The sequence below is a fragment of the Streptacidiphilus alkalitolerans genome (assembly GCF_042511045.1).
Classification (GTDB): domain Bacteria; phylum Actinomycetota; class Actinomycetes; order Streptomycetales; family Streptomycetaceae; genus Streptacidiphilus; species Streptacidiphilus alkalitolerans.
In genome coordinates, this window is the sequence record NZ_JBHEZX010000002.1 from 431459 (window position 1) to 452770 (window position 21312).

A 21312-nucleotide genomic window follows, 5' to 3' on the forward strand; every position below is an offset into this window, starting at 1 on the left:
CGCCGTTCCGGGGCGGCCGAGGAGCCGTTCGGGACCGCCGTGGGGTCCTGTCGCAGGTGCGGCAGTTGGTCGGGGGCAGCACGGATCGTCGCCGAAGTCCACTCGGACTCCGGGGCCGGCGCGACCGTCGTGGAATGCCTGACAGCTTGTCAGCGGCCCGTGCTGCGGCGCGAGACGGACCAGCCACGGACATGGTCTCCCTGAAGTCCACCACCCAGGCAGGAAGGAAACACCCCCTCCTCAGAACCAGTGCAGGCAGTGTGGGGGGCGGTCGGCGCGGAAGAGGGTGTCGGCGCGGGCTGCCGCGTCCGGGTGGTGGGCTTGGATGTGGCCGGCGCGGACGAGGGTGGTCGGGGCGGTGCCGCCGAGGTAGATCGAGCCCAGGTCGCTCACGTCAAGGGACAGGTCGGGCTCGCGGTCCGTGGGGACGCAGTCGGCCTTGCCGTCCTGGACGGTCAGCAGGTAGCGGCCGTGCTCGCCCAGGAACGGGTCGTCGACGTCCAGGACGAGTTCGCCGTCCGTGAACCAGCCGCGCGCGGTCAGCGCACGCGGGACGTCCAGCAGCCGTACCCAGAGCCAGTCGGTGCTGTTGGTCACCTGGCCGGCGCGGAAGTCCTGGAGCTGCCAGCGCAGCGGGTGCTCGGTCGGGAGGTGCTTGAACACGACTTCGGCCACCAGGTCGTGGTCGAGCACGAACCGGGCCAGGGCGGTGAAGACGGCGTCGTCGGTGGCGATGGTCTCATCGACCGTCAGGGTCTCGGCCTCGCCGAGCGAGTAGCTGGCGTACCCGTCCGGGACGCCGTCGGCGTCGCGGTGGACAGCGACGTAGCGCGGCGCGGTGGAGATCGGGGGCTGCCCCGCGCCGCGGGCCCACCAGCGGTGCGGCCGGGACAGCGCGCCGGGCTGGGCCCGGCGGTAGCGGTCGTAGACCTCCTCCAGGATCTCGCCGCACTCGGCACGCCGCAGCAGCTCGACCGAGCCGGCGCCCGAGCCGGTCGCCGGGCCGACGCCCGAGCCGGTACCGTCGCCCACCCCCTGCGCCCGGGGCCGGGCGAAGGCGGCGCGGCGGCGCGGGACCGTCAGCCGCTGCGTGTATGTGGCCGGCCCGTAGCCGAACCTGCGGTAGATCAGCGCCTCGGAGGCCAGCAGCACGGACAGGAACTCGCCCCGGGTCCGCAGCTCGGTCAGCTGATGCCGCATCATCGCGCTGAGCACGCCCTGGCGTCGGTGCGAGGGCAGGACGCCGACGGCGGTCACCCCGGCGGCCGGGACGAGGACCTCGCCGGGCAGGGTCAGCTCGAAGGAGTACGCACCCGCCGTGCCGACGGGACGTCCGCCCGGCGCCACGGCCAGCAGGTTGCGGTCCATCTCCAGCGCGGACCACCAGACCCCGCCGCCGCCCTCGTTCGGGGTCTCCGGGAAGCGTCCGAACGCGGCGAAAACTGTGTCGACGAAGACATCGAGGTCCTGGTCGGTCGTGGAACGGATCTCCATCGCTGCTGCCGCCGCCTTCCCGTGGATTCCTGGCACCACGACCCGTGGTGTCCCGCCACAGTGCAGCGCCCACCCGAGGCCAGGTCAAGCGATTTTCGCCCCAGCACGAAGGAACAGGGAACGCCGCACCCCCCGTGCTCCAGGTCGGGACCTGGGGAGCACGGAGGGGGCGGCGCAGCAGCGTCAGGACCGGTGCGATCCGGTCATCCGGTCAGCTGGTGGAGAAGGCGTCGAAGTCGGCCTCGCCGGTCGTGCCCGCGGAGTGCGCGGTGGCGAAGACGCCGACGTCCTGGGACGCCGCCGCCTGCGGGACGGTGACGGTGCCGACGGTGTTCCAGGTGCTGCCGTCGGTGGACCAGTAGCCGGTGTAACTGGTGCCGGAGCGCACCAGCTTCAGCCAGGAGGGGTAACTGGCCGTGCCCTTCGACGTGTTGGAGTCGAGTTGGCCGTTGGCGTCACTGTCCCACTGAAGGGCGTAGCCGTTGCCCGGGGTGGTGGCAAGGATGACGAAGCCGGGTGAGCCCGAGGCGTTGGTGATGTCGTTGCGGACCATGATCCCGGCCTTGGCCCACGGGTCGGTGTTGGTCTGCGCGGTCACCTTGACGATCGTCGTGGAGCCGTCGTGCTCGGCGCCCGGCCGGTAGATCGCGCCGTACTCGTTGGTGCCGCCGTAGACGTCGGATCCCTGGGCCCTGATGCCCAGTTGGGTGCCCGACTGGCCGTAGCCGGCCGTGGTGGACCCGAAGGTCTTGAACGGTGCCGCCACCGGCTTGCCGACCGCCGCGGTGCCGCTGCTCGTGGCCTGCTCGCTCCTGCCGGAGCGCGGCTTGTAGGTCACGGTGCCGGTGACCGCCGCCGTGTCGAAGGCGGCGGAGGTCGGCGGCACGGTCACGGTGAACCCGTACTGCGCGGTGCCGCCGGGCGGTACGGAGCCGAAGGTGACCGGCGAGGCCGGAGCGACGGTGGCCCCCTTGGGCGCGCCGAGCGAGAGCCGGACGTTCTTGACCTGGTTCGCGCCGTAGTCGGTGAAGGTCTCGACGACCGCGGCGGGCGAGGTCTGGGTCGGCGCGTCCAGTCCGCCGAGGGTGAGCACGGTGCTGGGCGGAAGGGTGCTGGAGGCCTGCTCCAGGGGGCTGACCCGGTAGAGCGCCACCCCGTGCGCGGGTACCGCAGCGGCGACGGTGCCGGCGGTCTCGGTGGTGGTGTGGTTCCACAGGTCCCGCTGGGAGTAGTCGGCCGCGGCGGGCAGGCCGAGCGCGGCTGCGGTGGCGGACACCAGCCGGGACCCGGAGCCGGTGTTGAACAGGCCGACCAGGACGTCGCCGTTCGGTTCGGTCTTGGCGAAGACCTGGCTGCCGGACCCGCTGGAGACCCGGTGGGCGTCGATGCCGTCCTGGTCGACGGCGAGGACGTCGGTGTTCTTGAGCAGGCCGAGGTCGGTGGGGTCCAGGTGGGTGAGGTCGGTTCCGATGATGAGCGGCGAGGCGGCCAGCGACCACAGGCTCATCTGGGTCTTGCGCTCGTCGTAGCTGAGGCCGTCGTTGGCGCCGTTGCCGAGTTCCAGCGAGTCGTAGTCGTTGTACCCGCCGGGACCGCCGTACGGGGCCCAGGCGGCCACCTGGTCGAAGCGGGAGGAGATGGACGACCAGCTGGTGAGCGGGTAACTGCTGCCGTTCGGGCCGCAGTAGCACTCGATGTCACCGCCGGTGCGCCAGCCGTTGGCCAGCTTGTTCCAGAGTGCGGCGTTGTTGATGTCCAGGTTGTTGGACAGCTCCAGGTGGATCGGGCGGCCGGTCTGGCGCAGGGCGTCCGACCAGGCCTGCACGTCCTGCTGGTCGGAGGTGCCGACACCGTCGATCTTGAGGTAGTCGATGCCCCAGCCAGCGAACTGGTCGGCCCAGGAGTTGGTGAACGCCTGGGCGCCGGGCTTGCTGTAGTCGATCCCGACCATGCCGCCGCAGTTGTAGTTGGCCTCGTTCTTGGTGGTCGCGATGTCGTCGGCGTGGTAACTGGTGCCCTGGATGGCGGTGTTCTGGGCCACCGCCTGCTTGGAGATGCCCGGGGTGACGTAGATGCCGAACTTCAGGCCGAGCGAGTGCACGTAGTCGGCGACGACCTGGATGCCGTTCTCGCTGCCGCTGGGCGGGAACGTGGTCTCGTCGGTGACCCAGCGGCCGTAGCTGTCGACGTCAGGACCCTGGCCGCCGGGGCAGTGGTACCAGAAGTCGTCGACGTTGGCGTAGACGAACCCGTTCTTCGCCAGGCCGCTGTCCTTGAGCGCCTTGGCCTGCGCCTCGATCACCGCTGCGGTCGGGTGGGACCGGACGAAGCTCCAACTGCTCCATCCGAGAAGGGGCTTGGCACCCACCCCGTTGTCCTCCGCCTGGGCCGCCGGGGCTCCGGTCACGGCCGCCGCGGCCACGATCAGGAGTCCGCCGGTGAACGCGGCCAGCCAGCCGCGTATGGGTCTCTTCATTGAGTCCTCCTCGGTTCCAGCACACTTTCGCACTCACTGGATGGCGATCGGACTCCCCCTGGCCCCAAATCCAAACATAATCGAATGCGATGCATCAGATATCACCAATAATCGTCAAGCGTGTCAAGATCCTGGTCCATCATCATTTCCGGTCTGGTCATCAGCAGTTGTGGCCGGCGGCCGTGCCAGGATGCTGACCATGCCTACGCCTGCGCCCACGCCCCAGCCCGTGCCCCAGCCCGTGCTCAGTCCGCTGACCCGCGCCTCGCTCTTCCTCGTCCTCACCGTCGACCCGGGCGGCGAACCCGCCGTCCGGGAACTGCTCGCGGACCTCGCGGGCCTGCGGCGCGCCATCGGTTTCGGATACCCGGACGCGCAGCTCAGCGTTGTCGCCGGAATCGGCTCCGAGGCCTGGGACCGGCTGGTGGACCGCCCGCGGCCCGCGGAGCTGCACCCCTTCCGGGAGTTGCGCGGCGCCCGCCACCACGCCCCGGCCACACCGGGCGACCTGCTGCTCCACCTCCGGGCCACCCGGCAGGACCTCTGCTTCTCGCTCGGCACAGAGATCATGAACCGGCTGCGCGGCCATGTCGCCGTGGCCGACGAGGTCGCCGGTTTCAGCTACCTGGACCAGCGCGACCTGCTCGGTTTCGTCGACGGCACCGAGAACCCGGTGGGCCGGGAGGCCGCCGACGCGGTCCTGGTCGGGGAGCAGGACCCGGCCTACGCCGGGGGCTCCTATGTGGTCGTGCAGAAGTACTTGCACGACCTCGACGCCTGGAACCGGCTCCCGGTCGAGCAGCAGGAGCAGATCATCGGACGGCGCAAGCTCACCAACCTGGAGCTCGACACCCCCGGCTCGCACGTCGTCCTCAACACCATCACCGACCCGGACGGCACCGAACGGAAGATCCTGCGCGACAACATGCCCTTCGGCAGCCCCGGCAGCGGCGAGTTCGGCACCTACTTCATCGGCTACGCCCGCACCCCGGAGGTCACCGAGGAGATGCTGCGGCACATGTTCCTCGGCGACGGCCCCACCAGCCACGACCGGATCCTCGACTTCTCCACCGCGGTCACCGGAACGCTCTTCTTCGCCCCGCCGGCCGACTTCCTGGAGGACCTGGCCGACCAGCCGGCCAGTTGACGGGTTATCAGTCGGCCCTTCTCCGCCGCGGTTAGGCTGATCCCCAGCGATCACGACAGCACCGCGAGAGGAAGGCCGGCCGTTCCGTGTCCGAGAACTGGATGACCGAGGTCGACACACGCTTCCCGGAGCCGACCAACCTGCACCCCGAGATACCGCACCCGGCGCGGGTGTACGACTTCCTGCTCGGCGGCAAGGACCACTTCCCTTCCGACCGCGAGGCCGGTGAGAAGATCCTGGCCATGGGCGAGGGAGGCCGCACCGCGGTCCGCGCCAACCGGGCGTTCCTGCAGCGCGCCGTACGCACCCTGGCCGAACTCGGCATCGACCAGTTCCTCGACATCGGCACGGGCATCCCCACCGCGGGCAATACCCACCAGGTCGCCCAGCAGGCCGATCCCGAGGCCCGGGTGGTCTACGTCGACAACGACCCGATCGTGCTGACCCACGCCCGCGCGCTCATGTCCGGGCCGGGGCACGGCGTGACCCGGGTGCTGCAGGCCGACCTGCGCGAGCCGGAGCAGATCCTGGCCGCCCGCGAGGTGACCGAGACCCTCGACCTCACCCGCCCGGTCGCCCTGCTGCTGGTCGCGGTCCTGCACTTCCTCAAGGACAGCGAGCGGCCCGGCGAGATCGTGGCCGCGCTGATCGACGCCCTGCCCTCCGGCAGCTACGTCGTCCTCAGCCATGTCACCGACGAGGTGCTGACCGACGAGGAGGTGACCGGCGTCGGGGTGGCCTACAGCAAGGTCCCCACCGGGATGAACCTGCGCACCCGCGAGCAGGTGGGCCAGTTCCTGACCGGGGTGGACCTGCTCGATCCGGGCCTGGTGCTGTGCCCGTTCTGGCGCCCCGACGGCGAACCCGCACCGGAAGCGAACCGGGTGAGCATCCTCGCCGCCGTCGGCAGGAAGCCCTGACCCGAACCCGCGCCGACGAACCCTCCACAGTGCCACGGGCGACCTAACACTGAGGTAACAAGCGCAACTTGTCAGCGCGCCGGTGTCGCGCCGGGTGCGGGAGCGCGAACGCTGTGCGAACACTCCGGGGCACCCCTGCCGCCGGAGCTGCGGGCACGTCAGGATCACGCCGAAGCGCAGGGCCCCATCCGGTCCGGGTCCCTGCCAGAGATCCGAGGAGCCCCATGAACCGCCGTCATCTCCGCCTGGCCACCGTCCTCAGCACCACCGGGCTGCTCGGCGCGGCCCTCCTGGCCCAGGCCAGCGCCGCTCCTTCGGCTCCGGCCGGCAAGGCCGGTCCGCAGGCCGCCGCCAAGCATGTGCTGCTGGTCTCGGTGGACGGCCTGCACCAGTCCGACCTGGCCTGGTACCTGGCCAAGCACCCGTCCTCGGCGCTGGCCAAGCTGGTGCGCGGCGGCGTGGACTACACCCATGCCCAGACCACCAACCCCTCCGACAGCTTCCCCGGCATGGTGGCCCAGGTCACCGGCGGCGGCCCCGGCACCACCGGGATCTACTACGACGACACCTACAACGCCGCCCTGCTCCCGGCCGGCACCACCCACTGCAAGGGCGTCAAGCCGGGCGTCGAGGTCGACCTCACCGAGGACCTGGACCTCGACAAGACCTCCATCGACGCCGGCCAGGGCCTGAAGAACCTCCCGGGCAGCATCCTGTCGATGACCGGCAACCCCACCGCACTGATCAACCCGGCCGCCCTCCCGGTGGACCCCAAGACCTGCAAGCCGGTCTACCCGCACTCCTACCTCCAGGTGAACACCGTCTTCGAGGTCGCCCGCCAGGCCGGGCTCCGCACCGCCTGGTCCGACAAGCACGCGGCCTACGAGATCCTCAACGGCCCGTCCGGCACCGGCATCCAGGACCTGTTCACCCCCGAGATCAACTCCGACGCCCTGGGCTACCCGGCCGGCAACGACTGGACCACCGACAACAAGGCCACCCAGCAGTACGACAGCTACAAGGTGCAGGCCGTCCTCAACGAGATCGACGGCTACGACCACTCCCGCACCCACAAGGTGGGCACCCCGGCCGTCTTCGGCCTCAACCTCCAGTCGGTCTCCACCGCCGAGAAGCTGCCCAGCTCGGACGGCCTGGCCGGCGGCTACACCGCCAAGGACGTCCCCGGACCGCTGCTGCAGAGCAACCTGGACTACGTCAACGCCCAGATCGGCGCGCTCACCGCCGAGATCCGCAAGCAGCACCTCCAGGGCAGCACCACGATCATCCTGTCCGCCAAGCACGGCCAGTCCCCCACCGACCCGACCGCGCTGACCCGGGTCGACGACGGCCCGCTGCTGGACGGGCTGAACGCCGCCTGGAAGAAGCTCCACCCCTCCGCGCCCACCCTGGTGGTCCATGCCGTGGACGACGACGCGATGCTGCTCTGGCTCTCCGACCGCTCCAAGGCCGCCACCGACTTCGCCAAGGACTACCTGCTCGCGCAGAGCGGCACCGGCACCGACATCAACAAGAACCCCAAGGCCTTCACCCACAGCGGCCTGACCAAGGCCTACGCGGGCGCCGACGCGGCCCGCTACTTCGGCGTCAAGCCCGGCGACGCCCGGGTCCCCGACGTCTACGGCGTGGCCCAGTACGGCGTCGTCTACACCGGCGGCACCAAGAAGGTCGCCGAGCACGGCGGCGCCCACGCCGACGACCTCGACGTCCCGCTGGTCGTCTCCGGCGCCGGCGTGCCGGACCAGGTCGTCGACAACGCTCCGGTGCACACCACCCAGATCGCCCCGACCATCCTGGACCTGCTCGGCCTGAACCCGAACAAGCTCCAGGCCGTCCGCGAGGAGGGCACCAAAGCCCTGCCCGTCCGCTGAGCCGACCGCCCGCCGAGCGGATCGGACCCTCGAAGTCCCGGCCCCGGCGGGCTACTTCTCCTTCGGAGCGCCGCCGGGGCCCCGGTCCGGGCCCCGCGCGGCGCGGTGGACGGACAGGCCGAGCACGGCCGCCACCGCCGCCGGCAGCAGCCACCAGGCGTTGACGCCGACCTGCACCAGGCCCGCGGTGGCGGCCAGACCGAGCGCGACGCCGAGCGCGGTGCGCCAGTCGTCACCGACCACGAAGCCGTACCAGAACCGGGCGAAGGAGCGGACGGCGTTCACCGGGTGTGCGTTCACAGGGTGCGTCCTTCGGTTCGGCGCAGCAGGCCGGTGCAGGCCAGGGCGAGCAGCGCGGTGGCGGGGACCACGGCCAGCAGCGCGGCGTCGCCTCCGGGCCAGTGGGCGTCGGTGCCCTCGGTGGCCCAGAACAGCCCGAAGGAGGTGAGCATGGTGCCGACGACGAATTTCACGGTGTTCTCGGGCACCCTGGCGAGCGGTGCGCGGACGGCGACGCCGAGGGCGGCGACCACGGCCACCGCAGCCGCGGCGCCGAGGGCCGCGACCGGCAGGTCGTGCTGGTTGGCGCCGAAGGTGACCACGATGAAGGCGACCTCGAGGCCCTCCAGGAAGGTGCCCTTGAAGGCCACGGTGAAGGCGTACCAGTCGTGCACACGTCCCCGGCCGCCGGTGCCGGCGGCCTGCGCGGCGGCGAGCTCCCTGCGGTAGGCACGGTCCTCGTCGTGCAGGGCCTTGTGGCCGGAGCCGCGCAGGATGGCCTTGCGCAGCCACTGCAGCCCGAAGACCAGCAGCAGCGCGCCGACCACCAGGCGCAGCGGCACCAGCGGAATCGACCCGACGGCCGGCCCCAGCGCGGCCACCGTCACCGCCAGCAGGGCCAGCGCCGCGAACATCCCCTGCAGCGCCGAGCCCCAGTGCCGTGCGGTCCCCGCCGCGAGGACGACCGTCAGCGCCTCGACGGCCTCCACCGCACAGGCCAGGAACACAGTCAGGAACAGCACCCAGGCGCTCATGCGGCCCATGATCGCAGGGTGGCGATTCCATTGTCTACAACGTCGTAGACGCTGGGGAGAAGTAAGCGGATCGGCGCCCCCAAGCGTTGAGGGGGTGTGAAGCAGCTGGAGTTCAGCGAGTTCTACGAGGTGAACCGGGACATGTGCCTGCGGGCGGTCCTGGCCGGAGTGGGTGATCGGCAGCTGGCCGAGGACCTGGTCGCCGAGGCCTTCACCCGTGCCTGGACGTCGTGGCACGTGGTGCGTCGCCATCCCGCGCCGCGTGCATGGGTGGTGCGGACCGCGTTCAACACCCGGGTGTCGTGGTGGCGAAGACGGCGCCGTGAGGTCGTGGTCGATCTCGTCCCCGAGGCCCTGGAGGCGGTCCCCGATCCCGGCGGGGCGGACACCGTGCTGGACCCGGCCCTGCTCGCCGCGCTGCGCGGCCTGCCGGAGCGGCAGCGCGAGGTGATCGCGTTCCGGGTCTTCCTCGACCTCGACACCAAGGCCACGGCCACGGCTCTGGGGATAGCCCCCGGAACCGTCACCGCCCATCTGGCCCGGGCCGTCGCAACCCTGCGCGGCCAGTTCGTGAGCACCGACAATCTGGAGGTCAGGCCATGAGCCTGGACAAGACGAACGAGGACACCCCCGGGACCGCGGAGGTCCTGGACGCCCTGAGGCAGTCCATGAGCAGCGTCACCATGGACACCCCGGCCGAACGGATCGTCGCGGCGGGAAGGGGCCGGGCCCGCCGCCGCGGCCTGGCCAGGATCTCCGTCGCCACCGCGGTGGCGGCCGGGCTGGCCCTCGGTGTGAGCGACTACGCCAACCCGCCCAGCGCGCCGCCCGCGGCCGGGGACAGTACCGGGGCGGGCGCGGTGCACATCCACACCGCCGCGTACAGCGTCGACTCCAAGACCGACGGCACGGTCCACGTCAGCTGGGACAAGGCCAAGTACTTCAGCGACCACGCCGGGCTCCAGGCGGCCCTGGCCGAGGCCGGGCTCCCGGTCATCATCAAGGTCGGAGAATTCTGCAAGGGGCCCAGTGACGATCCGAGCCTCGACCACGGCCAGGGTCCCGGCATCGACAAGGTCATGCAGGGCCAGCGGCTGAGCAACGGCAGGGTCGAGCTGGTGTTCACCCCCTCGGCCGTGCCCGCGGGCAAGCAGTTGTTCATCGGCTACCTCAACGCCGCCCAACTGGCGGTCAGCGGGGGCCGCCCCGGCTCGGTGGAACGGCTCGTTCCCAGCAGCGGCCCGCTGAGCTGCACCACCCAGGCGCCGACCCACGACTAGGATCTGTCCGGCCGCGCCCGGGTGGTGCGGCCGGATCAGCCGTCGGTGTCGGAGGAGGGGATGTACGCGCCGGGGACGTCGTTCGGTGCGAAGATCTTGCTCTCGCCGGGGTAGGGCTGCTTCCAGTTGTGCGTCTCGTACCAGGTCAGGTGGTTCATCTGGGCCGGGTTCGCGTAGTCGGGCACCGCGTCGGGGCCGGTCAGCCGCTGGTGCGACTTCCAGGTGGTCCACTGCGCCGCGACCGACTTCTCCGCCGCCGGCACCGCAGTCGTCGCCGGTACGGCCGCCGCGTGCGGGTCCTGCGGCGCCGGGGTGTCCACGCCGCAGCTGGGCGGGGTGGACAGGCCGTCGGTCAGCGAGGTCCGGTTGGGCAGCGCGGTGAACGGCGTGTTGTTCGGCTTGCTGGTGAAGGCCGCGGTCATCGGCGTGGCCGCGCTGTCCTTCTGGTTCATCGGGTGGATCCCGAGGATCTGCTCGATGGTCCGGATCATCGTGATCTGCGTGTAGTAGTGGTCGTCGACGACGCCGTGCTGGGCCCAGGGGCTGATGATCTGGATCGGGGCCCGGTGGCCGTCGACGTGGTCGAGGCCGGCCTGCGAGTCGTCCTCGACCACGAAGATCGCCGAGTCCTTCCAGTACTTGCTGTGCGAGATCTCGTCGACGATCTTGCCGGTCGCCAGGTCGTTGTCGGCGACCTGCGCGGCCGGGCCGGCCGGACCGCCGGTGTGGTCGCTGGAGAGCCAGAACATGTTCAGGTTCGCCGGACCGTTCTTCTGGAAGTCCTGCTTCCAGATCTCGTAGCGGTACTGGTCCGGGACGCTGGTGTCGAACTTCGGGAAGCCGGGCACCGACACGCTGTTGAGGGAGGGGATCGGCGAGGAGGAGTCCAGGGGGTAGGCGGTGCCCTGCCCCGTCGCGTCCATGGTCTTGGCGTCGCAGTACAGGTTCTGCCAGCTCGCGGTGGCCGGCTTGGTGAGGAACTGCTGGAACTCGCCGAAGTCGCGCACGCTCTTGCCGGCCGCCTGCGCGCCGGTCCACAGGAAGCCGGACTCCTGGTGGCCGAGCGCGTCGTCCTCGGTGTCGTAGCTGCGCAGGTACTCACCGGCCGAGGACTCGGTGTACTCCGGGTCGTCGGCCTGCATCAGCCAGTTGTGGCCCTCGGCGGAGTTGGTGCCGATGTCGTAGGTGTTGTCGTAGAGCCCGAACTGCTGGGCCAGCGCGTGCTGGTTGGGCGTCACGTTCTCGCCGAACTGCGCCAGCGCGGCGTCGCCGTTGCCCTGCGCCATGTCGCCGAAGAGCTGGTCGTAGGTGCGGTTCTCCTTGACGATCAGGAAGACGTGCTTGATCGTCGAGGGTGCGCCGATCCGCGCCGGGACCGGGACCGGCTCGGCCTTGCTGTTCCCCTTGGCGGCCAGCGCGACCGCGCCGTTGGTCCAGCCGTTCTGCTGGAAGACCTTGGCGGTCTCGGACCTGATGACCCGGTCGCTGGGCAGGGTGAACCGGGTCAGGCTGGACGTCGTGTCATGGGTGCCGTGGCCTGCGCTGTTGGTGGGCCGGAGCGCGTCTATGCCGCGGGTGTTGGAGACCACGACCTGCTTGCCCACGGTGGTGATCTCCGCGGGGAAGTAGTCCGTCGGCAGCAGGCCGACGTAGCTGACCGGCTGCTGCGGGCCGGTGTAGCGGTAGACGGCGACCGCGTTGGCGCGGCCCAGCGTCACCAGCAGGTGGCCGTCGGCGGTCAGCGTCACCGCGTCGGGCTCGTAGCCCACCGACGCCTCCGGCCAGGGCTGGGTGGCGATGGTCTGCACGACCCTGCCGCGGGCGGTGTCGATGACGGAGACGCTGTTGCCGGCGGTGTTGGTGACGAACACCGCCCCGTGCGCGGCGTACACGGCGGTCGGGTGCAGGCCGACCTCGATGCTGCGGACCGCGGCGGAGGGTTTGGCCAGGTCGATGACGCTGACCGTGCCGGTGGTGGTGGCCCCGGTCACCGGACTGGCCGGCACCTGGGTGTTGTAGGAGTTGAGCGTGGAGTCGCCGGCCTTGGCCGGACGCCCGCCCTCGTTGCTGACGTAGAGCCTGCCGCCGACCTGGACGATGCCGCGCGGGGCGTTGCCCACCGCCCAGCTCTGCTCCACGGCCCCGGTCGCGGCGTTGATGGCGACCACCCGGTTCTGGCCGTTCACGGCGGAGTACACGGTGGAGCCGTCGGCCGAGAACACCGCCGCGCCCACCAGCGCGTGCTTGGGTCCGTCGGCCGGGATCGGAACGGCCACCGGGTTGGACAGGGTGCCGTCGGCGTTCACGGTGAACCTGGTGTAGCCGTCGGTCTGGCCCAGCCACAGCTGCGAGCCGTCGGGCGAGTACGTCGGGCCCTCCTGGCCCACCGCGCTGCTGCTGATGCGCAGGTCGTCCACCGCGGCGCTGCCGATCCGCTGCCGCACCTGGCCGCTCTTGAGGTCCACGACCACCAGCGCCGCGTCGCCGTCCGTGACCGAGGCCGCGAGGTGGCCGCCGTCCGGGCTGACCGACGACGACATGATCTTGCCGTCGTTGAGAACCAGGCGGGTGCCGTACGGGGCGAGGTACTGGTCGCTGGAGATGACCTGGCCCTTGGCGGTCACCTGGCCGACCTGCTCGGTGCCGAACTGGTGCGTCTCGGCGAACGCGGTGCCGGTGGCGGCCACGGCGAGGGCGGTGACGCAGGCGGTGACCAGTGTCGCCCGACGGCTGACCGGCCTGCCCAGGAAGTCGAACTGCCGCTTCTCGGTCCCTCGGCGACGACGTGTTACCTGCATGGGTTCATCCGTTCTGGGAAGTGGGGACCAGTTCGACGTCACCGTCGAACTGCCACAGCGGGTTCGGTGCGTCCCCGGTCGGGGTCCGCACCAGGAAGTAGCCGTTCACGTCCTTCGGTCCGTCGCCGTCGGCCTCGATCCGACCGTCCGAGGTGACGTCCAGCTGGTAGACGGCCGTCCCCGGAGCCGCGGCGCCGGGGAGGTGCCAGCTGACGACGCAGCGCCAGTCGTTGCCAGGACCCTCCGGGTCGGCCTGGCCGTCGCTGCGGTCGCACGCCGCGGTGACCCGCAGCTGCGCCTCGGTGACGGCGGGGCGGTGGAGCTGCTCCGTCTGCAGGCGGTAGAGGTGGGCGAACGCGGTCGCCACCGACCGCTGCACCTTGTCCTGCGTGATCCCGGAGCCCAGGGACGGCGTCGCGACGGCGACCGCGCCGAAGGCGAGGGCGAGCAGTCCGACCGGCGGCAGCACGGCGACCGCGAGCACGCGGCGCCCGATGCCGTCGTCGGTCGCGTTGGTGAAGTCCCGCCGTACGAACAGCTGGTGGGCCAGCGCCGTCACGACCACGACCCACACCAGGCTGACCGCGACCGAGATCAGCAGCTCACGGGAGTGCGCCGGGCCGGTGAACAGCCCGTGCCAGGCGATGAAGGCGTAGCCGGGCAGGGCCAGCCGCAGCGCCACCGGCAGCGGCAGCATCTGGGCCAGCTGCATCGCGACCGCCACCAGCGCGGGCAGCAGCAGCCCCATCGGGGAGCGCCGCAGCACGACCGAGCCGAGCAGGCCGATCGCGGCGAGGGCCAGCGTGGGCGCGAGCGCGCAGGCCCAGGCCAGCAGGACGTTCCGGAGCGCGTCCGAGGAGGTGAGCAGGTGCCCGTCGAGGCCGACCAGCGGCTGGTCGCCGACCGCCAGCAGCCCGCCGACCGTGCTGGAGCCAAGCAGCCCGGCCACCAGCAGCAGCACGACGGTCAGGCTGGCCAGGGCCTTGGCCGCGAAGATCCGGCGGGCCGACCGGACCGCCACCAGCAGATGGCGCCAGGTGCCCAGCCGGTCCTCGGCGGCGAAGACGTCGCCCGCGACCACCGAGGTCAGCAACGGCAGTGCCCAGGAGCCCGCGAACCCCAGGACCACCAGCGGTCCGGCCCACCCGGTGGCGTGCATCCAGCGGCCGAAGAGGGTGTCGGTGGGGAGCGTGCTCTGCTGGCTGACCGCGGCGACGAACAGCCCCGGCGCGGTCCAGCAGGCGAGGACGAGCAGCCGGATGCGCCACTGCGAGACGAGCTTGACGAGTTCGAACCGGTAGGCGCGGGTCACCGGGACGACGAGGACCTCGGGATCGGCGCCGGTCCCGGCACCAGTGCCGGTGGTCTTGTCGTCGGTGACGATGACGGTCATCGGGCGGCCTCCTGCTGTTCGGTGAGGGCGAGGAACGCGGCCTCCAGCGGCGACACCACCGGGGCGAGTTCGCGCACCGCGATGTCCGCCCGCACCAGCCGCGCCACCAGTGCGTCGAGGGCCGGCACCAGCGCGCTGACGACCAGCGACTCGGCGCCGCGCCAGGCCCCGGCGTCCGCGACGACCCGGACCCCGGCCGTGTCGGCGGCCAGCCGGCGCGCGGCCTCCGGCGCGGAGGTGAGCAGCCGGTAGTCGAGCGCGCCGTTCTCGCCCGCCAGCGTGCTGAGCGGGCCGGAGAAGCGGACCCTCCCCGAGGCGAGGATGGTGACCTCGGAGCACAGCGCCTCGAGGTCGTCCATGCGGTGGCTGGAGAGCACCACGGTGGTGCCCTCGTTCGCGAGCCGGGTCAGGACGCCGTGCACGTGCTTCTTGCCCGCCGGGTCGAGGCCGTTGGCGGGCTCGTCGAGGACCAGCAGCCTCGGTGTGGTGAGCAGGGCGGCGGCCAGGCCGAGCCGCTGGCGCATGCCCAGCGAGAAGCCGCGGGCCCGGTCGTCGGCGACGTCCGTGAGGCCGACCTCGTCCAGCACCTGGTCGATCCGCGCCGTCCGCGCCGTCCGGGTGTCCTTGCCGCTCAGAGCGGCCAGCGCGGCCAGGTTCTGGCGGGCCGTCAGCGACGGGTACAGGCCGGGTCCGTCCACGAAGCCGGCCACACCGCCGGGAGCCGCGAACATCCGCCCGACCCGCTTGCCGAGGATCTCAAGACTGCCGCCGTCGGTGACGGCCAGTCCGAGCAGGAGGCCGAGCAGAGTCGTCTTGCCGGCGCCGTTCGGCCCGACCAGTCCATGGATCCGCCCCCGCGCCAGATCCAGATCGACGCCGTCGAGTGCGACGACGTCACCGAAGTACTTGGTCAGCCCGCGGGCCAACACCGCACGTTGTGTCCCCATAGCCCCTTCTCAGCCGTACCGCTGAGAACGTATGGCATGAGCACAGCGGAGTCAGGGACCTCCGGCTGAACGTTCGCGGAACGGAAAGCCACACGCCGACACGTGGCGGAGCCTGCGGCGTCCCGCCCGGGGTCAGCCTGTCGCGCGGTAGCGGTGTTCCGGCCGGCCGGCCGCGCCGTAGCGGAACTCCAGGTGCGCGAGACCGTCGCGGACCATGTGCGACAGGTAGCGCTGGGCGGTGGGGCGGGAGATTCCGGTCACCGCGGCGACCTCCGATGCCGACAGGTCGCGTTCCCGTACTGCTTCGCGGACCAGCGCGAGGGTGGGGGCGGAGAGGCCCTTCGCCAGGGTCTGCGGCGCGGGCGCCGGACGTGCGGCGCTGAACAGGGCGTCGACCTCGGCCTGATCGGTCTCCACGGCCGGGCCCACCGAGTGGAAGCGGCGGTGCAGTTCCCGAAAGGCGGTCAGGCGTTCGCTGAACGCGGCCAGGCCGAACGGCTTGACCAGGTACCCGACCGCACCGACCTTCAGCGCGGAGCGGACGGTGGCCATGTCACGCGCTCCGGTGATGACAATGGCGTCGGGCCGAGCGCTCACCGAGTCGCCGGTCAGCTGATGCAGCACATCGAGGCCGCTTCCGTCGGGCAGGTAGACGTCCAGCAGAAGCAGGTCCGGTTGCAGTGCGCGAGCGGCCTCGACCGCGGTCCGCACCGTCGCCGCCTGGCCCACCACCTCGAATCCCTCGACACGCGCCACGTACCGGGCGTGGATGGCCCCGACGCGGAAGTCGTCGTCCACCACCAGAACCCTGATCACCAGCGATCGCCTCCTGAGCCGGACAGTTCGAAGGGGTTGGCCCCGGCCGGCCGGGGGCGGCCGGAGGCTGTGGGGGTGGCCGGCAGTGGTAGCGTGACGCCGAACACGGCTCCGGCCCCGCTGCTCACCGTGATGGTCCCGCCGTGGTGCAGTACGAGGCGGTGCACCAGGGCCAGCCCGAGTCCACGCCGCGCGGTGCCCCGGTCCGGCCGGGTCGACCAGCCGTCCTGGAAGATGGACTCCACGGCGTCGCCCGGCACCCCGGGCCCCGAGTCCGCGACCCGGACCGTGATCTCGGACCGTGTCTCCAGCAGCGACAGCTCCACCCGCGCGCCTCCCGCCGTCGCGGCCCCGGACAGGGCCGCCTCCACCGCGTTGTCCAGCAGGTTGCCGACAATGGTGAGCAGCCCGCGCAGGTGGACGGGCTGCTCACCGAGCTGGGAGTCGTCGCTGAGGGTGATGCTCACCCCGCGCTCGGCGGCGACGGTCGACTTCGCCACGATCAGTCCGACCATCAACGGATTGCCGACCCGCTGCCGTACCGCCTCGGTCAACGCGGGTTCGACGCAGGCCGACTCCACCGCGTACTCGAAGGCCGCGTCGTGCTCCCCCAGGTCCAGCAGCCCGGCCAGGATGTGCATCCGGTTGGCGAACTCGTGCTGCTGGGCCCGCAGGGCGTCGGTGAGGCCGCGCACCGAATCCAGTTCGCGCAGCAGCCCGACCAGCTCGGTGCGGTCCCGCACGGTCACGACAGCGCCCAGCTCGCGCCCGTGCAGCACCACCGGCATCCGGTTGACGACCAGGCAGTACCGGTCGGTGAGGACGGTGAGGTCGTTGCCGCCGAGGGTGCCGTCGAGGGCGTCGCGCAGCCGTCCCGCGGGCAGGACGTCCGCAGGCCGCAGGCCCAGCGCCGCGTCGATCCGCAGCAGCCGTCTGGCCTCGTCGTTGACCACGGTGACCCGGCCGCTCGGATCGAAGGCGACCACACCCTCCCGGATCCCGTGCAGCATCGCCTCCCGGTCCTGCAGCAGCCCGGCGATCTCCTCCAGCTCCAGGCCGAACGTGGACCGCTTGAGCCTTCTGGCCAGCGCGTACGAGGCGCCGCAGCCGACCGCGAGGGCGATGCCGGCGTACAGCGCGAAGGTGGGCAGCTCCCGCCACAGCTGACCGGCGACGTTCTTCTCGGCGATGCCGACGGAGACCTCGCCGATCACTCGGCCCGAGGGCCCCCACAGGGGGGCCTTGCCATTGGCCGACCGGCCGGTGACACCCTGGTCGATGCCCACGTGGCCCCGGCCGTCGAGGACGGCCAGCGGTTCGGCGATTCGCTGCCCGATCAGATCGGCGTGCGGATGGGAGTACCTGACGCCGTTCAGGTCGACCACGACCACGTAGGAGGCCCGGGCAGCCTCGGCGATGCGCTCGGCAGCCGGCTGCACCAGCGCCGCGCCGCCCGCGCCGGACATGCCCTCGCGGATCTGCGGGTCCGCGGCCGCCACCCGGGCGGTGGACAGCGCGCGCTGCTCGTACTCGTGGTCCAGCTGACCGCGCTGCACCCAGGCGAAGAGGACGAAGCCGATCACACTGGTCACGGCCAGGATCGCCACCTGGCTGGCCAGGATCCTGGTGGACAGCCGTCGCCGCTGGGCCGTCCCTGCTCTCCTTGGGATCATCGTCTCTCACCGCTCGGCTCCCGAGCCGGCACCCTTGCCGCGCTCGTGGAGAGATTGTCGCTGGTCAGGGGGGATTTGCCCAGCCCTCGGGCCCCGGCCCCTCCCCCCTGACCCCGGGTGCCGGTCAGCCGCTGACCGTGAAGCCCTCCAGCTTGTTGGCCGCGATGACGTACTGGTTGGTGTACGTGCCGCTCACCGTGACCTTGCTGACGTCGACGCCGGAGAGCTTCGCGGTGGCCTGGACCGTTGCCGGGCCGTTGACCGGCATCATGCCGTCCGGCAGGAACTGGCCCTTGTCCTGGGCGAGCGCGGCGACATAGTCGGCCTTGGTGATCAGACCGTTGTCGGTGTACGACGCCGGCAGTGCGTCGGCGATCTGCGCGGCGGTGTGGGTACTGATCCAGTGCATCGTCGCGACCAGGGCGTCGACCACCTTCTGGGCGGAGTCCGGGTGGGCCTTGGCCCAGCTGTTCAGGGTGAGTACGCCCGCGGCCGGCCAGGTGCCGCCGAGCCACTGGGTCGCACCGGCCGTGCTGGAGAGGTCGAGCACGGACGTGCCGGCCCCGGACTTCTCGATGGCGCTGACCGTGGGCTGGGTGGTGATGGCGCAGGCGACCCGGTTCTGCTTCAGCGCGGCCAGCAGCGTGGACCCGTCGCCCACACCGATGCGGTGGAACTGACTGGTGGACAGGTTGTAGTGCGCGGCGACCTGCTGGACCAGGTCATCCGTGCCGGAGCCGAGGTCGGTGACACCGATGCTCTTCCCCTTGAAGTCCGCGGGTGTGGTGACGCCCGAGTTCTTGGAGCACATCACCCGCTCGCCGGGGGCGCCGCTGAGCTGGGCGAGATTGATGACGTCCTTGCCCTTGGCCTGGAAGTCGAAGGTGTGGATGTACCAGGCGCCGGCCATGTCGACCTGGCCGGAAGCCATCGCGTCCTCGGCTCCGACACCTCCGTTGGTCTCGGTGCTCAGCTGCATGTCGACGCCGTACTTCTGGTAGAAGCCGAGCCGCAGGGCCAGCTCGTACGGCAGGTAGATCTGCTTGTCGATGCCGCCGACCATCATGGTGACCTTCGGCAGGCTGCCGCCGCCGCTGGAACTGCCGGTGGAACCGCCGGTGGACGAGCCGCAGGCAGTCAGCCCGAGGGTGGCGAGCAGGCCGCCCGCAGTAGCGAGGGCGAGGGTGCGACGAGAGCGCTTGGAGTTCTTGGTGGTGGGCATGGGGGCGTACTCCCTTGTACGGTGGGTGGGTTTCGAGTCGGCTTCCAGCCGGTTCAGATGCCGGCGACCTCGGTCGAGGACGGGGGGCGCCAGGCCAGCAGCTTCTTCTCCAGCAGGCTGATCCCGCTCTCGGCGGTGAGCGCGATGACGGCGATGATCACCATGGCCGCGAAAACGCCGTTGGGGTTGAAGTGGTTCTGGGCGTCGGAGATGACCAGGCCCAGGCCCTGCTGGGCGCCCAGGAACTCGCCGACGATCGCGCCGATGACGGCGAAGCCGAAGGCGACGTGGAGGCTCGCGGTGATCCAGGTGAGCGCCGAGGGCAGCACCACATGCCGAGTGATCTGCAGCCGCGAGGCGCCGAGGACGCGGGCGTTGTTGACGAACACCCGGTCGACCTCCCGAACCCCCTGGAAGGCGTTGAAGAAGACGACGAAGAAGACGAGCACCGAGGCCAGCAGCACCTTCGCGGGAGTCCCCAGGCCGAGCCAGACGAAGAAGATCGAGCCCAGCACGATCCGCGGGACCGCGTTCACGATCTTGATGTACGGCCCGACCACATCGGCCAGAAAGCGCACCTGGCCGAGCAGCACGCCCAGCACGACGCCGCCCAGCACCCCGTAGACGAAGCCGAGCAGGGCCTCCTCCATGGTGACGCCGATCTGCGACCAGATGGAGCCGAACGAGGTGCCGTGCTGGAACCAGTCCACCAACTGCCTGGCGATGCCGGACGGCTGGCCGAAGAAGAACGGGTCGATGATCTTCCACTGGGCGAAGAGCTGCCAGCCGCCCACCACGACGATGCCGAGGAGCGCCCGGCCGACGTTGACCTGAATCGTGCGAACACGGGCCTGGCGCAGCGCCTTGGCCTTGACGGTCGCCTCGTCGGCGGCGATCTCCGACCGCAGGACGGAGCGCACCTGGTCGGGGGTCTGCATCTCTCGCTCCGGTGACTCGGGTGCGGTGTTCATCAGTGGTCCCCCTCGGCGCCGGAGTTGCCCGAGGTGCCGCCGGCGACCGCATAGGCCCGCTGCACCTCGTCCTTGAGCGACTCCCAGATCTGGTGGTGGAGTTCGAGGAAGCGCGGCTCGAACCGGATCTCCTGGACCGCGCCGCGCGGACGCGGCAGGTCGATGTCGTAGACGCCCTTGATCGTGCCGGGCCCCGAGGTCATCACGACGACGCGGTCAGAGAGGGCGACGGCCTCCTCCAGGTCGTGCGTGATGAAGAGCACCGAAGGCTTCAACTCCTCCCACAGGCCCAGCAGTTCGTTCGACATGATCGCCTTGGTCTGCACGTCAAGCGCCCCGAACGGTTCGTCCATCAGCAGGATCGACGGCTCGTTGATGAGTGCGGCGGCCATGGCCACGCGCTTGCGCATGCCGCCGGAGAGCTGGTGCGGATGGTGGTCCTCGAACCCGCGCAGACCCACCCTGCCCAGCCAGTCCCGGGCGTCCGCCTGCGCCTGCTTCTTCGCGACGCCGCGGAACACCGGGCCGAGCGCCACGTTGGCGAGCACCGACTTCCAGGGCAGCAGGGCGTCCTGCTGGAACATGAAGCCGACGCCGTCGGTGATACCGTCCACCTCCTGACCGCCGACGCGCACCGTCCCGGCGCTGGGCCGGTCCAGACCGGCCACCATGCCCAGAGTTGTCGACTTGCCGCAGCCGGTCGGCCCGACGACCGCGCAGAACTGCCCGGGTTCGACGGTGAAGTCCACCTCGCGGAGCGCGGTGAACACCTTGCCCGCCGGGGAGGTGAAGCGCCTTGTCACACCCGACAGTTCAATGCGGGCGCTCTCGCCCCTCCGCATCCTGCCGCCAGGGTCGGGAGCGGGGCTCACCGCCTGGTCCCTCTGTGCCGCCGTCACGTCCGTCTCCATTCGTCCTCGCCGTTGAGGACTCTGAAGCTAGGACGACGGGCAGGTAACCTCCATGTTTCGTGTGTACGTCGCCATTAAGCTCTCTACCGCGGGTTTTGTGCGTTGTGCTCACTGCCGGCGGTTCCAGTAGAAGCCGAGCGCGACCAGAACGACCAGCACCGGGACGAACAGCAGGACGCCCAGGGGTGCGGGCCGGTCGGCGAGCGCAAGGACGGTCATGAACGGGCCTCCCTCTCGTGGGTTCTGGCGTGTGCAGCGTGGCAGAGAACGTGCTGACCATGCCACGACTGACTACATTCTTGTAGACGTCATACCCGAAGCGGCGCCCCGGTCGCGCGCCG

General features: G+C 70.9%; 17 protein-coding genes. 5 read left to right on the forward strand and 12 right to left on the reverse strand.

The genetic code is table 11. From position 1 onward, the window contains the following. Nucleotides 1-240: 240 nt before the first annotated feature. Nucleotides 241-1494: a GNAT family N-acetyltransferase gene (locus ACEZDG_RS05725; protein ID WP_380503852.1), complete on the reverse strand. Its 1254-nt coding sequence runs from the start codon at nucleotides 1492-1494 to the stop codon at nucleotides 241-243. A gap of 211 nt (nucleotides 1495-1705) precedes the next feature. Beyond that, entirely contained in the window at nucleotides 1706-3970 is a 2265-nt protein-coding gene (locus tag ACEZDG_RS05730) for an NEW3 domain-containing protein (RefSeq protein ID WP_380503234.1), read from the reverse strand. A gap of 199 nt (nucleotides 3971-4169) precedes the next feature. Here ACEZDG_RS05730 and ACEZDG_RS05735 point away from each other — a divergent pair, with 199 nt between their 5' ends. The 3 genes from ACEZDG_RS05735 to ACEZDG_RS05745 all read left to right on the forward strand — a co-directional run bounded on the left by ACEZDG_RS05735 (nucleotide 4170) and on the right by ACEZDG_RS05745 (nucleotide 7926). Continuing rightward, nucleotides 4170-5117, forward strand: coding sequence for a Dyp-type peroxidase (locus ACEZDG_RS05735; RefSeq protein ID WP_380503237.1), 948 nt, complete (start codon nucleotides 4170-4172; stop codon nucleotides 5115-5117). Between the two features lie 86 nt (nucleotides 5118-5203). After that, nucleotides 5204-6037: an SAM-dependent methyltransferase gene (locus ACEZDG_RS05740; protein WP_380503240.1), complete on the forward strand. Its 834-nt coding sequence runs from the start codon at nucleotides 5204-5206 to the stop codon at nucleotides 6035-6037. Between the two features lie 224 nt (nucleotides 6038-6261). Next, nucleotides 6262-7926 carry an alkaline phosphatase family protein gene (locus tag ACEZDG_RS05745; protein ID WP_380503243.1) on the forward strand — a complete coding sequence of 555 codons (1665 nt, stop codon included), beginning with the start codon at nucleotides 6262-6264 and terminating at the stop codon, nucleotides 7924-7926. 51 nt (nucleotides 7927-7977) lie between these two features. On the opposite strand, the gene ACEZDG_RS05750 is transcribed toward ACEZDG_RS05745, so the two are convergent. Together ACEZDG_RS05750 and ACEZDG_RS05755 are read right to left on the reverse strand one after the other, a co-directional pair. Further along, nucleotides 7978-8226, reverse strand: coding sequence for a hypothetical protein (locus ACEZDG_RS05750; RefSeq protein WP_380503246.1), 249 nt, complete (start codon nucleotides 8224-8226; stop codon nucleotides 7978-7980). Further along, nucleotides 8223-8960: a COG4280 domain-containing protein gene (locus tag ACEZDG_RS05755; protein WP_380503249.1), complete on the reverse strand. Its 738-nt coding sequence runs from the start codon at nucleotides 8958-8960 to the stop codon at nucleotides 8223-8225. Before ACEZDG_RS05755 ends, ACEZDG_RS05750 begins: the two co-directional genes overlap by 4 nt. 96 nt (nucleotides 8961-9056) lie before the next feature. Between ACEZDG_RS05755 and ACEZDG_RS05760 the strand changes: the two genes are divergently transcribed. Continuing rightward, complete coding sequence (locus tag ACEZDG_RS05760) at nucleotides 9057-9563, forward strand: sigma-70 family RNA polymerase sigma factor (protein WP_380503251.1); 507 nt, start codon at nucleotides 9057-9059, stop codon at nucleotides 9561-9563. Next, nucleotides 9560-10240, forward strand: a complete 681-nt coding sequence (locus tag ACEZDG_RS05765) for a hypothetical protein (RefSeq protein ID WP_380503254.1) — start codon at nucleotides 9560-9562, stop codon at nucleotides 10238-10240. The genes ACEZDG_RS05760 and ACEZDG_RS05765 overlap by 4 nt, the downstream gene beginning before the upstream one ends. A gap of 35 nt (nucleotides 10241-10275) precedes the next feature. Here the strand turns inward: ACEZDG_RS05765 and ACEZDG_RS05770 are convergent, their stop codons facing one another. From ACEZDG_RS05770 to ACEZDG_RS05805, 8 genes are all read right to left on the reverse strand, one after another. After that, complete coding sequence (locus ACEZDG_RS05770; protein WP_380503257.1) at nucleotides 10276-13038, reverse strand: bifunctional YncE family protein/alkaline phosphatase family protein; 2763 nt, start codon at nucleotides 13036-13038, stop codon at nucleotides 10276-10278. Between the two features lie 4 nt (nucleotides 13039-13042). Further along, on the reverse strand, nucleotides 13043-14431 hold the full coding sequence (locus tag ACEZDG_RS05775; RefSeq protein WP_380503260.1) for an ABC transporter permease: 1389 nt from the start codon (nucleotides 14429-14431) through the stop codon (nucleotides 13043-13045). After that, on the reverse strand, nucleotides 14428-15378 hold the full coding sequence (locus ACEZDG_RS05780; RefSeq protein ID WP_380503263.1) for an ABC transporter ATP-binding protein: 951 nt from the start codon (nucleotides 15376-15378) through the stop codon (nucleotides 14428-14430). Before ACEZDG_RS05780 ends, ACEZDG_RS05775 begins: the two co-directional genes overlap by 4 nt. Before the next feature lie 132 nt (nucleotides 15379-15510). Then, nucleotides 15511-16194: a response regulator gene (locus tag ACEZDG_RS05785; protein WP_380503266.1), complete on the reverse strand. Its 684-nt coding sequence runs from the start codon at nucleotides 16192-16194 to the stop codon at nucleotides 15511-15513. Further along, nucleotides 16191-17867: an ATP-binding protein gene (locus tag ACEZDG_RS05790; protein ID WP_380503269.1), complete on the reverse strand. Its 1677-nt coding sequence runs from the start codon at nucleotides 17865-17867 to the stop codon at nucleotides 16191-16193. The genes ACEZDG_RS05785 and ACEZDG_RS05790 overlap by 4 nt, the downstream gene beginning before the upstream one ends. Nucleotides 17868-17991: 124 nt before the next feature. After that, nucleotides 17992-19089: an ABC transporter substrate-binding protein gene (locus ACEZDG_RS05795; RefSeq protein ID WP_380503272.1), complete on the reverse strand. Its 1098-nt coding sequence runs from the start codon at nucleotides 19087-19089 to the stop codon at nucleotides 17992-17994. Between the two features lie 53 nt (nucleotides 19090-19142). After that, on the reverse strand, nucleotides 19143-20060 hold the full coding sequence (locus tag ACEZDG_RS05800; protein ID WP_380503275.1) for an ABC transporter permease: 918 nt from the start codon (nucleotides 20058-20060) through the stop codon (nucleotides 19143-19145). Then, nucleotides 20060-20902 (reverse strand): ABC transporter ATP-binding protein, encoded by an 843-nt coding sequence (locus tag ACEZDG_RS05805; protein WP_380503855.1) that lies wholly within the window; start codon nucleotides 20900-20902, stop codon nucleotides 20060-20062. The genes ACEZDG_RS05800 and ACEZDG_RS05805 overlap by 1 nt, the downstream gene beginning before the upstream one ends. Nucleotides 20903-21312 lie beyond the last annotated feature (410 nt).